Genomic DNA, 14,395 nt, shown 5'->3' on the forward strand with positions numbered 1-14,395 from the left:
CAGGAGTGGTGTATATGTCAGATATCATTTTAAATGTTCAACAACTCCATAAGGAGTATGTTGGAGAGGTGAACTATAAAGCATTAAAAGGATTTGACTTTCAATTGAAACGTAATGAATTTGTTTCTGTAATGGGCCCATCTGGAAGCGGGAAGACGACATTTTTAAATTGTATATCAACCATAGACCGTCCGACAAATGGTTCTATTACAATTAACCAACAAAATCCATACGAACTGAATGATGAAGGTCTTGCAAAGTTTCGACGTAGTGAATTGGGTTTTGTTTTTCAAGATTTTAACTTGGTTCACACATTAACTGTAGAAGAAAACATTTTATTACCATTGACACTCGATGCCGTGAATGCAAAGGAAATGACATCCCGTTTAGCGGAAGTCGTTGAGTTTTTAGGAATTGAAGAAATAATGAAGAAGAGAACCTTTGAAATTTCAGGGGGACAGAAGCAACGTGTAGCCATTGCACGAGCAGTTATTCATCAGCCTAGTCTATTATTAGCAGATGAGCCGACTGGGAATCTGGACTCTAAATCAGCCAATAGTGTGATGACGCTATTTCAATCCATTCACGAAACGTTTCAAACCTCTTTATTAATGGTCACACATGATCCGTATGTTGCCAGTTTTGCTGAGCGTGTGATTTTTATGCAAGACGGGATGCTCTACAATGAAATACAGAAGGGTGACCACAAGCAGCAATTCTATCAAGAAATTGTAGATACACTGACATTTCTGGGCGGTGGATATCATGAGCTTTAATCATATTGTCATTCAAAATATATTACGGGATAAATGGACCTATATTTCCTATTTTCTGAGCAGCGTCTTTTCGATTTTAGTCTTTTTCTTTTTTTTGATTACTGCATTTCATCCAATGATGGATGCAATTGATCTGAATAGCTCAATTGGCATCGTCATGATTCTTTGTAGTATGATTGTCTATCTTTTTTCTTTTATTTTTATTATTTATTCAATGCTGGCTTTCCTAAAGAAGAAAACCAAAAGCCTTGGAGTCTTTATCATTTCTGGAGCATCGACGAAGCAAGTGCGGAAAATGGTATTCCGGGAAAATATGCTGATTGCTTTTGCTGCAATTATGACAGCAATTGTTGTTGGGTTAATCGTTTCTCCTCTGTTTTTAATGGTCGTTAAGAATGTCTTAGAGGCAGATAGCTTTGGAATGTATGTACCTGTACAAGCCATTGCTATGACGTTCATTTTATTTAGTGTTTTATTTTTAATTGTATCTCAAATAACGACACGATTTATCAAGAAAGAAGAAGCTGTACAACTGTTAAAAGCAGATGTCACACAGGAAAAATTAATACGTCCAACTCCATGGAGGCTCCTTTTATCCATCTTAGTGAGTGCAGTTTTATTACTACCTCTCAAAGTTAGCCCAGATTTCGTTGAAAGCTTAGGAATTGTTTATTTGATGATTTTGTTTATCAGTCTGTTAATGACGATTTATCTTGTATTAACCCAGGGAATCTGGTTTACGATTCGGAGATTGCAAAAAAGCTCCTCGTATTACAGAAAAACGAATATGTTATTTGTATCGAATTTACAAGCCAAAGGCAATTCACATGCTCATGTCATTTATTTGCTCAGTATTTTACTGCTTGCCGTATTTGTTACGACGAGTGTTTTGTACAGTTCGTATTATAATGTCGAAAAAAATACGGAAGCTGTTTATCCGTATAGCTTTCAATATATTTCCCATCCAGATAATCCTATAGAAAAAGAACAGCAAGATATTGAATTTATAGAGTCAACCCTTGAGCAAACAGTGGGAGATTTCGATGCGTATCAATCTGCGTTCAAAACAGACGAAGACCGCAGGATTGGCTTCATGTCGAATTCCCATTTCAATGCACTTGGTACACACCAAGCGATAACACTTAGGGACAATGAATATTATGTTGTGGCAGGAAGTGTGGGAATGATTCCAAATACGGATGCCATTCAGGATTATGTGGATGACCCTCTTCAGTACGTAGGATTAGAAGAACGAATGATTCTTATATCAGGCTTTCGGGCAGTATATTATGTTGTACCAGATGCGATTTATGACGCACTCAATTATTCAGAGTATCATGTGTTTGCCTATGAATTGGAGGAATGGACAGAGAAACGGGAAGTAGCAGAAACAATAGAATCACATATCATGACAGAACAAGGTGAGCGTTATGTCTCATCTAAAATTTCATTATATGTTGACGAGTTATTTGTAAAGAGGATCATGTTCTTTATTGGTTTTATGCTTAGTCTGATTTTTTTAAGTGCAGCCATGAGTATTCTTTATTTTTACTTGCAGACCTCTTTAGCGGGAGAAAAAAGAAAATATTTAGGCATTCGCAAAATCGGACTATCTATGAAAGAAATGGGTGTTATTGTGACAAGAGAATTATCAATACTGATTTTTGCCCCTTTTACAATGGCTGCGATTTTATTATTTATCGTGTTATTCAGTATTCGTGATGCACTTTCACCAGCTTTTGCCCAGATGACTACGGTTGGTGTAGGAATTATTTTGCTGCTGTTTACTCTGAGCTTTCTTATTATACGCAAGGCATATTTAAAAAAATTGGTAGAGTAAGTGATAGAACACGTTAATCTGGATTTCAAAAATCTGAGCAAGAGAATTGTACTATTCATTCCAATTTAATGAGATAAATTTTATCCACCTTTCTAAGTATGACGAATCAATCCAGTATCTAAATGACCAGACTATTATTATGGCGATAATCTAGTTCTACAAAAATCGGGAGAACCGCATCGAATGGTTCACCCGATTTTATGTTTCTAGATGCTCTGGGATAGTCCTTTTTCAATTTTATAGTAGGAAACGAGCGTTAGCAATTGAAGCAGGAAGCTGCATATGATTGTTTCGTTTTGAACAAATAACTGACTAAGTTCGACCAAAGGGCATGAACGTCCGATATTCTCGTTAGCTGTTTTCAATAAGTGGAACAATGGGACGATTCACCATTGGGGACGACAGGACAACGAGTGTAGTCGACTCGCCATGCTGGCCCAATTCATTAATCGTTTGCTCTAATGTCTCTAATGATTTCGCAATAATTTTGACTAAGAAATTATATTGACCACTAATACGGTGGATTTCCAATACATTATCCACGCCCTCACAATATGTCACAAAGTCTTGGCAGTGACGGGCTTGAAAAAGAAGAAAAGCAGAAACAGGTTTATTCATTTTTTTGGCATTAACCACGGCAGTATATTTTTCAATAACACCCTGTTCTTCTAGTCTTTTCACCCGTTCTGTGACTGCTGGCTGAGATAATGCAACTTCCTTCCCGAGCTTTGTCATGGGAATTTTCCCCTCCCTTTGCAGAGCCATTAAAATCGAAATATCAATATCGTCCATATAAACCTACCTTTCTTTTATAAGTGAAATAGCATATATAAAAATAATTTATAAATGAACAGCAAATATAACCTATAGTATCTTATGTAGTTATACCCTTTTTAATATGTAAAATTAAATTACTTACATTAAAGGGGGAGTGAACATGGAATTACTAACACCGTTCAAACGAGATGGATGGCAGTTACAATCAAGAGCTGTCATGGCGCCAATGACAAGAGGATTTGCAGATTTTAAGACAGGGATTATTCATCCCGATACAGTATCGTATTATCAGCGGCGCGCCCAAGATGGAATTGGGATGATTGTTACAGAAGGGATAGCAATTGCTGAAGAGGCGAAGGGTACAGTAGGAATACCTGGGCTGTATACCGATGAACAAACGGAAGCATGGAAAGAAGTTACAGATTCAGTTCATCAGGAAGGTGGGAAGATTATTGCTCAACTTTGGCATGTCGGGAGGCTAAGCCATTCATATTTTACAAATGGCAGGAAACCGTTAGCACCATCTTCTATCAAAGCAAATGGCCATACTCACCGAGTTCGCCTTCCCTATGAGATGCCTAACGAAATGACAGTCTATGATATTCGAAACGTTATTAAGCAATTTGTCCATGCTGCTTACAATGCAATAAAAGCTGGTTTTGATGGGGTTGAAATACATGCAGCTCACGGTTATTTAATTGACCAATTTCACTCTACATGGACGAACATCAGAAAAGATCGATACGGTCAGAACCGGTACTTGTTTTTAGAAGAAATTTTACTTGCCGTTGGTGAGGCGATTGGCACAAATAAAATTATTGTTCGCTTTTCAGAGCATAAAGATGATTCACCATTATATGCATGGGAAGACCCTGAGAAAGAAATACAAATGTTAATAGAAGTATTTCATAAAACAAAGATCGAACTTCTCCACCCATCTGTCAATGAATTCTCAAAGCCTTTAGCTCACCATTCATTGACATTGCATGAACTCGTCCGTAAATACTGGGATAAAATTATCATTGGTGTTGGCAACCTGACATCTGCCTCAGCAGAGAAGGCACTTAAGGATGGACTGATTGATTTAGCTGCATTTGGACGTCCTTTATTAGCAAATTCCGATTTTATGCATCGAACAAAAGCCTCAATACCACTTAAACCATACGATTCTAAAATTCATCTACAACAAATTAAGTGAGTAACAAAAAGGTCATGTAAGACAAACATGACCTTTTTTGTCTTGACTTACAGTGTGATAAACAAACGTATACTAACTTTGAGCCATTTATTCTGTCCCAAAAAGAATGTTAATGACTTCTTCTGTGGCTCTTGCGATAAGGGTATCATCGTGATCTGCATCTTGTTCTTCCTTACTTGTTAGTACGGAAAGAATAATCGGGTCTCTGCCTGGCGGCCAGAGAATGCCGATATCGTTGCGAGTCCCATAAGAGCCAGAGCCCGTTTTGTCTCCAACTTCCCAACCTTCTGGTACTCCTGCACGGATAAGATCGTCACCTGTTGTGTTTCTCTTGAGCCAATCGATTAGTAGTTCTTGTTTATCTTCTGATAAAGCATCTCCTAAAGTGAATTGTTGCAGGCTTTTTGCCAATGCTTCTGGTGTACTCGTATCTTGAATTTCTCCAGGCTCAACATCATTTAAGTCAGGTTCTATTCTTTCAGGCTCGGTTACATTATCCCCAATGGCTCGAAGTCCTTCTTTAAAGCCTTCCGGTCCACCGATTGCATGAAAAATTAAATTGGCAGCTGTGTTATCACTGTAGCGAATCGAAGCATCACTAAGCTCTTTTAATGTCAATCCTGAATCGACATGATGTTCTGTTATCGGATTGTAGTTGACTAAATCATCCCTTGAATATGTGATGTGCTCATCTAATTCCTCCATCGATTTTTGCTGAAGAAGGACGCCAACAGCAAGTGGTTTATGGGCAGATGCATAGATAAAACGTTCATCAGAACGATATGTAACCGTCTTACCTGTACCAGTGTCTAATGCATAGATGCCTAACCGTGCATCGTATTCTTCCTCTAATTGGCTAAAGGTGTCTTCTACCGTCGGAGTAGGTCTTTCAAATTCAGGTTGATCAGAACTGGTCTGATCCTGTTCCTGATCACTCGAACATCCGAAAAATAAAAGGGTTCCTAAGAGAATGGAGCATGTCATTTTTGTGATCTTCATAATAATCTCCTTTTGACTTTACTTGTTTGATTAGTCTTTTTTTAAAAATAGTTGGATCCAATACTTTTTAATTGACTACATCTGTAATCTAATATTACGTATGTAATCTAAAATGTCAATAGAAATTTACAACCTGAAATTAAAATGTTAGAATTTTAGTGTTTTAGTGAGAGATATTAAGAGGAGAAAGAAAAATGATTAAAAATGGAGATAATAAAAATGACATTCCCACATATAGTACTTTCTCTTGTGTTGTCAACGGTGACGATCACGGTGATTCTACTACTTAGGAAATTTTTTTATAAACAATTATCAGCAAAATGGCGCTATCATCTATGGTTCTTGTTAATTTTTGTTTTAACCTTCCCGTTTATACCCGTGCATCTTATAGAGATCCCTAACTTGTCTATTATTGATGAGAGTGAAGGAAAGCTGTATTCTTCGACTCAGGATAGTTTGAGTTTTACAAATCACTCGGAAAATTGGATGAATGATTTTGGCACTTCGGTTAGCCGGGTTGACCAAACATTCGTCCAATCATTACTCATTGCTATTTGGGTTATAGGTATGGTGCTTTTCCTTCTTGTGGCATTGTATCATTATGTAAATTTACATCGTCTAGTATCGGCTGCGGCAGAAATAAAAAATGAAAAGGTAAAAAAACTATATAGCGACTGTATACGGGAGCTGGGGATAAGGAAGAGCCCAAAGATATTAGAGGCTTCGAGTGTACGTTCCCCGATGACATTTGGCTTGTTTAACACATATATTTTACTGCCAAAGGATATGGCATCCTATTTATCGGATGATGAAATAAACTATGTATTGCTACATGAACTGTACCATTGTAAAAGCAAGCATATTAAAGCAAATTATTTATTTGTCCTATACCAGATTGTCTATTGGTTTCATCCTCTTGTTTGGAAAGCATTTAAAGTAATGCGTCTTGATCGAGAAATGGCTTGCGACACGGAAGTGCTACATTCATTGGATCGATGCGATTTTGAAAAGTATGGAAAGACGATCATTCGATTTGTGGAGAGGAATAAGGAATCAGCTATTTTAAATTTAGCAAACCCATTATTAGGTTCTGAAAAACATATAAAAAGACGGCTGATCCATATAGCTTCTTTTACTGAAGAATCGAAGTTATTAAAATTAAAAAGTATGTTTATTTTTATAGTTATCACGCTGTTTGTAATTGCTCAATTCCCTCTTTTATCGGTAACTGCTTCTTCTAGTGAGCGCTATTTATTTGATGATCAGCGGGCGATATATGAAGATTTGAGTGGATACTTTGGAGAGAATGAAGGTAGTTTTGTATTATACAGTGCGAGCAACGATGAATATCGAATTTATAACCGAGAAAAAAGTGTCATGAGGATCTCTCCTAACTCTTCATATAAAGTATTCACCGCGTTAATGGCGTTAGAGCTAGGCGTGATTACAGGAGATGATTCACTATTAGAGTGGGACGGAGTACATTATGGTTATGCTGAATGGAATGCCAATCACGACTTAAGAACCGCAATGAGCTACTCGGTCACTTGGTACTTTCAACAGTTAGATCGACAAATGCAAAGAGATCGTATTCAAAATTATTTGGACATGTTTGATTATGGTAATAAAGATCTTTCGGGGGGGTTAGACGAGTATTGGTTAGAATCGTCTTTAAAGATTTCACCTATTGAACAGGTAAAGCTCCTTCAAGCATTTTATTTTAATGAATATCATTTTAAAGAAAAAAATGTACAATTAGTAAAAGAGGTCATAAAGTTAGAAGAAAATCAAGAAGGCACGCTTTTTGGAAAGACCGGTACAGGGGTTGTGAATGAGCGAGCTGTAAACGGGTGGTTTATAGGATTCCTTGAAACCGAAACGGATACGTATTTCTTTGCAACGAATATCCAACATCAAGATCATGCGTATGGAAGTAAAGCTGCTGAAATTACGCGAGCTATCTTAAGTAGCAAAGGGATCTTTTAATAACTGAACAGAAGGAGGGAAGGAGATGTCTAATCGACTACCTAGTATTTCAGAAGCCGAGTGGGAGATCATGAAAGTCCTTTGGAAAAATGGGTCTCAGACAGCGCATCAAGTGATCCAAGCTATACAAAAACAAACGGATTGGAAACCAAAAACAATTCGAACGCTTCTTGATCGATTAATGAAAAAACAGGTTGTAGGGGTTAACAAAGAACAAAAAGTGTATATCTTTTTCCCTTTATACTCGGAAGATGAATGCAAACGTGCAGAGACACAGTCTTTCATTAAAAGAATCTATGGTGGGACGTTCAAACCGATGCTGGTTCAATTTATCGAAGAAGAATCTTTGACAAAAGAAGAACTGGACGAACTGCGGTCCATTTTAGAGCGTAAACGAAAAGAGAAATAAATTACTGCTGCAAATAAATCCTTACACCGCGCTTTCATTTGATATTAATATACTCGGTGCTGCACATCCCGTTATTGCCCTGATTTTATTTTGGAATGCATTAAAATGCTGCCTCCTTATTCAGTTAAAGTGACAGACTCACTTGACACTTCGAACCTCAAAAGTGGCTAAGTTTAAGTTTGCCCAGCTTCAAGACAGTATTCGTAGACGAAATTGAAATAGAGATATTTCGTTTTTAAAATTATTTGAGTTTGTGCATTTAAAATAACGTTGCGAAGCTCTAGCCCTTTGGTTAATATTTAGCCAAAGGGTTATTTTTTACGAAAAAAAAAGGATGTGGTGGAATGAATAAAATAATGTGGTCTTTATTCATATTTTCATTAATGATGCTTACAGGTTGTTACCTGCTAAGTGATTTAGACCCTGAATTTTCTAGAGAGAAATATGAAAAGTGGTATGAAAATGAACAGTATGAATTGGCACTAGAAGATGTGAAACAACGATTGGAAAAGTTCCCTGAAGATCCGATGCTACATAATGAGAAAGGGTATGTTTTACATGTTTTAGGTCGATATGAAGAAGCTTTACAATCACTAAACAAAGCAATTGAACTAGATAATTTAATGGATAGTGCATTGAATAACAAGGCTATGTCATTAAATAAATTAGGTGAATATGAACAAGCTATTGTTGCTGCACAACAAGCGATTGATATTAGTGATAAGGAACCAGAACAATTTATCAACATGGGAAATGCTCATTTCTTGCTTGAAAGGTATGAGAAAGCTCTCGAATATTATAATCATGCTTTAGCGATTGATGATCATGCGCCCTATGCATTATATGGAAAAGGGGTTTCGCTTTATTTCTTATATGAAGATGAAAAAGCTGTTCCTTATTTAGAGCATTATATAAAAGTATATCCTGACGATATCGACGGATTATGGTATCTTGTCTATGTTCATGAAGCATTAGGTGAATATAGTGATACTCTTCCTTATTTAAACAAAATTATTGAATTTGAGGAAGAACATCAATTAAATGCTTTAGATTATAAAGGCTTCATGCTTACATATGCGGGTCATTTTAAAGAAGCTGAAGAAATCTATAACTATATTATTGAGCAATATCCAAATGAAGGAATTGGCTATTACGGAAAATCTGTAGCACTTGTACAACAGGGTGAGATAGACCAAGGGTTGGAAGAGTTAGCTAGAGCGATAGAATTAATAGATACATTAAAGGATACAGCATTCAATGACCCACTTCTATCCACTATTTATGATAACGAGACATTTATTGAGTTGACAGGGTATTAATTAAAGAGGTTTTCCCATTTATCATAAGTCTATAAACTTGATAAGAGATTTTTCAGAAGATGATTTGTTAATCAATATGATCTAGTGAGAGTTTGAGAGATTAAAGGTACCGTGGTATTGATGTTCCTTTTGGAGGAGGGAGGTTTTGATATCAAAAAAGCTTACTCGTTATCTCGAGCCTGCTTTTTAATGGTTGAAAGCCAATATTCCATAAGTAAGTGATCAAACCAAGCTTCCCTTGAAAAATCAGACAGTAGTGGCCATATGCAAGGATCTTGCCGTTCAGATATCAATTGCAAGAAATGCAATGGATCACACGATTGTTATAGCTGTAACTCGAACTTAGAGCAATGTGTACGCGAGCAAATTGAAAAGGAAGGGAAACAGAAGCAATGATTCAAGAAGCTGTGAATGTATTAGTCAAATGCAGATAATATGTGAGTGATATACCTGCAAATGTATAACGCTTCTAGAAGAATTGAATCAAATGGGTTTGACAAAATTTTTTATTTATTATTTATTAGCTCTTGAATTTGCATCTGACTTCCTTTATATTAAAAGAGACTGAATGGTATCTTTTGGAGGTGTAAATGAAAAAAGGTGAATTAACAAGGCGTAAAATTATTCGGAAATCTGCTCTAGTTTTTAACCAAAAAGGTTATATGACAACATCAATGAGTGACATTATTCAGGAAACGAATATTCAAAAAGGGGGGATTTATCGACATTTTAAGGATAAAGAGCAGCTAATGGTTGAGTCTTTTCACTTTTCTATCGAAATCATGCGAAATCATTTAATGACGAGTGTTTCACAACACGACAATGCATCGGACAAATTAATCGCATTTGTAGAGGCTTTTTTACAATTAAGTGAAGGAGAGCCGATAGTTGGTGGTTGTCCTATTTTTAACGCAGCGATCGAAATGGATGATTTAGAAGGAAGTGGGTTGCTACCATCGATTAATGAAGCAGTGGATATGATGGTAACATGGTTGGTGAAAATGATAGAGGATGGTATTAGGCATCAAGAGTTGAAGCAGTCCATACAGCCATATGACACTGCGATATATATTGTGTCAACACTTGAAGGTGGGCTCGTATTAGACCGATTAAAGCAAGATGGGCAAATAACGAAGATCATAATAAATAATTTGAAGCAATATATTTCAATGATTGCTACCTGAGCGGCATTAAAGCCGTCTTTTTTATAGTTGAAAAGAGACTGATTGGTATCTTTTTTGGAGGGGTTATGATGAAATATGTATTATTCATTTCTTTCGTAGTCGTTGTTTTACTTTTGAGGAGCTATATCATTCGTAATATTTTCACACCGAAACAGAAAGAGGATAAAAAGTACCCAAATGCGGCTTATGAAAACATTGAAATTGAGCGGGGTATTGGGAAAATTCGAGGATGGATTATTAAAAGTGAGAGAGCAAGAGGTTGTTTTCTACTTGTACACGGATGGGGCTCTAATAAATCAGACATGTTACGATATGTCGATCCCCTATTAGCTAGCGGTTATGACGTAATAATTGTTGATGTTCTTGGTCATGGGCAAAGTGATTCAATACAAAAGCAAGTGAGTATTGAATCGTTTGTCCAAAGTATCACATCAATGATTGATTATGTGTCGGAGAGGTCAGATATGAATAGTCATGCAATCTATGTTTTAGGGCATTCAATGGGTGGGGTAGCTGCAAGTATTGTGAATGCCACTGATTTAAGGATACAAGCACTCATTACCGATTCAATGCCTACATCATTAGAGAATATTAGCAAATCAATGGCTGGAAAAGTAACACTACCTTATATTCCCTTTGGTTGGCTATTGATCAGTTGGTTTTTATTACGAGGAGGTGTTTTTTTAAAAGCTAGAAGAGAATGGAGTCTAGAAAAAATAATGAAAAACCAACAGTCGCCTGCTCTTGCCATACATTCTATTCACGATCAAAAAGTGCCGATTTCAAATGTTGATGTTCTATTAAATGATAGCAATTTTAAACAAGTCGTTAAAGTGGAAGCAAAAGGTCATCACAATTGTGTAAAGGCTAATGATTTTTGGGATTATGTTTTTCATTTTATAGCAAGCAATGAGGGAGATGAAGTAGATGAAACTTATTGATACGCTTGTGATTGGTGCTGGTCCAGGAGGATATGTGGCGGCGATTCGCGCTGCTCAAATGGGGCAAAACGTAATGATTGTAGAGAGAGAATATTTAGGAGGAGTTTGCTCAAATGTCGGTTGTATTCCATCGAAAGTAATAATTTCAGTAGGTCATCGTTTTGAGCAAGCGAAGCACTCAGATGATATGGGTGTTGTTGCGCAAGAAGTACGACTGAATTGGTCAAAGGTACAACAATTTAAAAAAGGCGTTGTGTCTAAGCTAGTAAAAGGTGTTGAAAGTCTATTAAAAAGTAACAAAATAAATATTGTGAATGGTGATGCATCCTTCATAGATGCAAACACTGTACGTGTAATCGACGGCTCCAACATACAAACGTACACATTCAAAAATGCCATCCTTGCAATGGGTTCTCGTCCGGTTGAAATTCCAACATTTCCATTTACTGAACGCGTCATCAACTCAAATGACGCCCTTTCTCTACAAGAAATACCAGGAAAGTTAGTGGTTATCGGTGGTGGTTACATCGGTATTGAGCTAGGATCTGCCTACGCTAACTTGGGTTCTCACGTAACAATCATTGAGGGCGACAAAGACATCTTAGCTGGTTTCGAAACGTCAATGACACAAATAGTGAAAAAAGGTTTAAAGAAAAAAGGCGTAGAAGTGATTGTTGATGCATCAGCTAAGGGAGTGGAAGAAAGAGGAAAAGGTGTAGTTGTATCGTATGAAGCTGGTGGGGAAGAAAAAAAAGTTGAAGCTAACTATGTATTAGTAACGGTAGGTCGTCGTCCAAATACAGATGAAATGGGTCTTGAAGCAGTAGGCATTGAATTTGCAGAACACGGGTTACTAAAAGTAGACAAACAATGCCGTACGTCAATACCAAACATTTATGCAATAGGTGATATCGTATCTGGTCCGCAACTTGCACATAAAGCATCTTATGAAGGTAAAGTAGCTGCTGAAGCAATTGCAGGCGAAAAATCAATCATTGATTATTCAGCAATTCCAGCTGTGTGTTTCACAGATCCAGAGCTTGCAACGGTTGGCTACAATGAAGAGCAAGCAAAAGCAGAAGGTATCGAAGTGAAAGCAACGCAATTCCCATTCGCAGCAAACGGTCGTGCCGTAGCTTTAAATGCAACAGAAGGATTTATGAAACTTATTGCACGTAAAGAGGATGGCCGATTAATTGGTGCGCAAATCGTAGGTGTTGGCTCATCAGATATGATCGCTGAAATGACCCTTGCAATTGAAGCGGGGATGACTGCAGAAGATATCGCACTAACCATTCACGCTCATCCAACTTTAGGTGAGATGACAATGGGTGCTGCTGAGGTCATGATAGGGAGACCGATTCATGTGGTGAAGTGATTAAGCTATTTTTTTAGTAATAGGAATATCCATAAAAAGGGGTTCGTAAATCCTGAGGTGGCAGTGTCACCAACAGAGAATAGAGAAATAACGTAAAAACGCCTTTGAGGATTTTTTCTAAAAGGCGTTTTGTTTAGGGTATGGTGAAACCTATCACACTAGTTTTCAAATTATTAAGCTTTAGAGATATTTGAAATAATGACCGGGATAAGATAGTTCGCATCCAAGCTCACTCCACATATCAAAGCTGATCCTCGTTGATATTGCCAAGGTAAACCTATGAAATAAAGACCTTTAATATTCGTTATACCCCTGTTGTGTATGGGTTTTTCATCATCAGAAGTAACACCTTCTATAGCCATCCAATCGTAATAAGGAACGAAGCCAGTAGCCCAAATAATACTAGTGAATGTCCTCCGAGTGTTATCTTTAAATTGAACTTCATGATCAATGACTTGGGTAACTTTAGGCTTTACATCAACTTTATTATTTTTAATAAGATTCTTTAGTTCATTTCCGAAAATGGGGTCTTTTTGTTTTTGGAACCATTTCCCTTTCAGCGTATCTTTGCCTGCATACAACAGAATGAAAGGAAATGTTTTTAGCAATTGAGAAGAAGTCGCTAGCTCTTGTGTGTGATACGCTAAAGAAAATATAAGAAGGGAGAAGATGATATGAAACAAACGCAAAATCATCTTCAATTTCCAAATGTCGCATCACGAGACGAATGGCTTGTGGCTCGTAAGGAATTGCTGGACAAAGAGAAGGAATTCACTAGAGCACGAGATGCGTTGAATGCCGAGCGCCGTAGAATGCCAATGGTTGAGCTTACTAAGAACTATGTCTTAGAAGGTCCGAACGGTAAGACCGGTCTACTTGATTTGTTTGAAGGACGTCCTCAGCTTATCGTGCATCATTTCATGTTTGATCCTGAGTGGGAAGCCGGTTGTCCGGCGTGTTCATTAGCAGCGGATAACATCGGTCATCTTGCTCATCTGTATGCACGAAACACGTCACTGGCACTCATATCTCGAGCTCCATTTCCGAAGCTCCAACGTTACAAGGAACGGATGGGTTGGGACATCCCTTGGTACTCATCCTTCGAAAGCGACTTTAACTATGACTTTCATGTTACGCTGGACGAATCGGCTGCTCCTATCGAATACAACTACTTGACCAAGGACGAGCTTATTCAGAAGGGCGTACCCATAGATTCTGGACAGTCAATGGAAGTGCCTGGTGTGAGTACATTTCTGCGTGATGGCCAAACGATTTACCACACGTATACGACGTACGCCCGTGGAACTGATCTAATCATTGGTACCTTCAACTACCTCGATTTAACAGCTTTAGGCAGGCAAGAGGATTGGGAGCAGCCACCTGGACGCAGTGACGGCAACGGCAAAACATGGCTCCGTCGTCATGATGAATATGAACAAGCTATAGATTCGGATTCCTGTTGCAGTTCAGGAAAGGATAGCATGTAATCAGGTTTGTTTAACAATATGAATGAATACTAGTTAAATCGATATTTTAGAATGGGTACTTTAAAGGAATAAACCATTTTTTTCCCTTTAGATAGGCTTGT

13 protein-coding genes are annotated in these 14,395 nt (G+C 37.5%); 10 read left to right on the plus strand and 3 right to left on the minus strand.

Going from position 1 to position 14,395, the window contains the following annotated elements; genetic code table 11:
* Positions 1–14: 14 nt before the first annotated feature.
* Positions 15–776 carry an ABC transporter ATP-binding protein gene (locus tag JCM9152_RS15670; RefSeq protein WP_035346174.1) on the plus strand — a complete coding sequence of 254 codons (762 nt, stop codon included), beginning with the start codon at positions 15–17 and terminating at the stop codon, positions 774–776.
* Complete coding sequence (locus JCM9152_RS15675; RefSeq protein ID WP_035346176.1) at positions 766–2,616, plus strand: FtsX-like permease family protein; 1,851 nt, start codon at positions 766–768, stop codon at positions 2,614–2,616. The genes JCM9152_RS15670 and JCM9152_RS15675 overlap by 11 nt, the downstream gene beginning before the upstream one ends.
* Before the next feature lie 351 nt (positions 2,617–2,967).
* Here the strand turns inward: JCM9152_RS15675 and JCM9152_RS15680 are convergent, their stop codons facing one another.
* Positions 2,968–3,408, minus strand: coding sequence for an Lrp/AsnC family transcriptional regulator (locus tag JCM9152_RS15680; protein WP_035346178.1), 441 nt, complete (start codon positions 3,406–3,408; stop codon positions 2,968–2,970).
* 145 nt (positions 3,409–3,553) lie between these two features.
* Here JCM9152_RS15680 and JCM9152_RS15685 point away from each other — a divergent pair, with 145 nt between their 5' ends.
* Complete coding sequence (locus tag JCM9152_RS15685; protein WP_035346180.1) at positions 3,554–4,591, plus strand: oxidoreductase; 1,038 nt, start codon at positions 3,554–3,556, stop codon at positions 4,589–4,591.
* 87 nt (positions 4,592–4,678) lie between these two features.
* Here JCM9152_RS15685 and bla read toward each other — a convergent pair whose 3' ends face one another.
* Positions 4,679–5,590, minus strand: a complete 912-nt coding sequence (gene bla / locus JCM9152_RS15690) for a class A beta-lactamase (protein WP_035346182.1) — start codon at positions 5,588–5,590, stop codon at positions 4,679–4,681.
* A 219-nt stretch (positions 5,591–5,809) separates the two neighbouring features.
* Between bla and JCM9152_RS15695 the strand changes: the two genes are divergently transcribed.
* From JCM9152_RS15695 to lpdA, 6 genes are all read left to right on the plus strand, one after another.
* Positions 5,810–7,576: a BlaR1 family beta-lactam sensor/signal transducer gene (locus tag JCM9152_RS15695; protein WP_035346184.1), complete on the plus strand. Its 1,767-nt coding sequence runs from the start codon at positions 5,810–5,812 to the stop codon at positions 7,574–7,576.
* Between the two features lie 25 nt (positions 7,577–7,601).
* Complete coding sequence (gene blaI / locus JCM9152_RS15700) at positions 7,602–7,985, plus strand: penicillinase repressor BlaI (protein WP_035346186.1); 384 nt, start codon at positions 7,602–7,604, stop codon at positions 7,983–7,985.
* A gap of 344 nt (positions 7,986–8,329) precedes the next feature.
* Entirely contained in the window at positions 8,330–9,304 is a 975-nt protein-coding gene (locus JCM9152_RS15705; RefSeq protein WP_035346188.1) for a tetratricopeptide repeat protein, read from the plus strand.
* Between the two features lie 590 nt (positions 9,305–9,894).
* On the plus strand, positions 9,895–10,488 hold the full coding sequence (locus JCM9152_RS15710) for a TetR/AcrR family transcriptional regulator (protein WP_035346190.1): 594 nt from the start codon (positions 9,895–9,897) through the stop codon (positions 10,486–10,488).
* Positions 10,489–10,556: 68 nt separating this feature from the next.
* The gene (locus JCM9152_RS21485) at positions 10,557–11,429 is read left to right on the plus strand and encodes an alpha/beta hydrolase (RefSeq protein WP_052016010.1); all 873 of its coding nucleotides are present in this window, start codon (positions 10,557–10,559) and stop codon (positions 11,427–11,429) included.
* Complete coding sequence (gene lpdA, locus JCM9152_RS15720; RefSeq protein WP_035346192.1) at positions 11,416–12,807, plus strand: dihydrolipoyl dehydrogenase; 1,392 nt, start codon at positions 11,416–11,418, stop codon at positions 12,805–12,807. Before JCM9152_RS21485 ends, lpdA begins: the two co-directional genes overlap by 14 nt.
* A gap of 173 nt (positions 12,808–12,980) precedes the next feature.
* On the opposite strand, the gene JCM9152_RS15725 is transcribed toward lpdA, so the two are convergent.
* On the minus strand, positions 12,981–13,502 hold the full coding sequence (locus JCM9152_RS15725) for an NAD(P)/FAD-dependent oxidoreductase (RefSeq protein WP_148296526.1): 522 nt from the start codon (positions 13,500–13,502) through the stop codon (positions 12,981–12,983).
* On the opposite strand from JCM9152_RS15725, the gene JCM9152_RS15730 reads away from it, so the two are divergent.
* Complete coding sequence (locus JCM9152_RS15730; RefSeq protein WP_035346194.1) at positions 13,482–14,294, plus strand: DUF899 domain-containing protein; 813 nt, start codon at positions 13,482–13,484, stop codon at positions 14,292–14,294. The two genes, JCM9152_RS15725 and JCM9152_RS15730, sit on opposite strands and share 21 nt — an antisense overlap.
* Positions 14,295–14,395 lie beyond the last annotated feature (101 nt).

The sequence above is a fragment of the Halalkalibacter hemicellulosilyticusJCM 9152 genome (assembly GCF_000513115.1).
Taxonomy (GTDB): domain Bacteria; phylum Bacillota; class Bacilli; order Bacillales; family Bacillaceae_D; genus Halalkalibacter; species Halalkalibacter hemicellulosilyticus.

Bases quoted from the DNA above. Each gene is read 5' to 3' on its own strand.
- JCM9152_RS15685 (WP_035346180.1), top strand. From the start codon at position 3,554: ATGGAATTACTAACACCGTTCAAACGAGATGGATGGCAGTTACAATCA.
- JCM9152_RS15725 (WP_148296526.1), bottom strand. From the start codon at position 13,502: ATGATTTTGCGTTTGTTTCATATCATCTTCTCCCTTCTTATATTTTCT.
- JCM9152_RS21485 (WP_052016010.1), top strand. From the start codon at position 10,557: ATGAAATATGTATTATTCATTTCTTTCGTAGTCGTTGTTTTACTTTTG.
- lpdA (WP_035346192.1), top strand. From the start codon at position 11,416: ATGAAACTTATTGATACGCTTGTGATTGGTGCTGGTCCAGGAGGATAT.
- JCM9152_RS15695 (WP_035346184.1), top strand. From the start codon at position 5,810: ATGACATTCCCACATATAGTACTTTCTCTTGTGTTGTCAACGGTGACG.
- JCM9152_RS15710 (WP_035346190.1), top strand. From the start codon at position 9,895: ATGAAAAAAGGTGAATTAACAAGGCGTAAAATTATTCGGAAATCTGCT.
- JCM9152_RS15705 (WP_035346188.1), top strand. From the start codon at position 8,330: ATGAATAAAATAATGTGGTCTTTATTCATATTTTCATTAATGATGCTT.
- blaI (WP_035346186.1), top strand. From the start codon at position 7,602: ATGTCTAATCGACTACCTAGTATTTCAGAAGCCGAGTGGGAGATCATG.
- JCM9152_RS15670 (WP_035346174.1), top strand. From the start codon at position 15: ATGTCAGATATCATTTTAAATGTTCAACAACTCCATAAGGAGTATGTT.
- bla (WP_035346182.1), bottom strand. From the start codon at position 5,590: ATGAAGATCACAAAAATGACATGCTCCATTCTCTTAGGAACCCTTTTA.
- JCM9152_RS15730 (WP_035346194.1), top strand. From the start codon at position 13,482: ATGAAACAAACGCAAAATCATCTTCAATTTCCAAATGTCGCATCACGA.
- JCM9152_RS15675 (WP_035346176.1), top strand. From the start codon at position 766: ATGAGCTTTAATCATATTGTCATTCAAAATATATTACGGGATAAATGG.
- JCM9152_RS15680 (WP_035346178.1), bottom strand. From the start codon at position 3,408: ATGGACGATATTGATATTTCGATTTTAATGGCTCTGCAAAGGGAGGGG.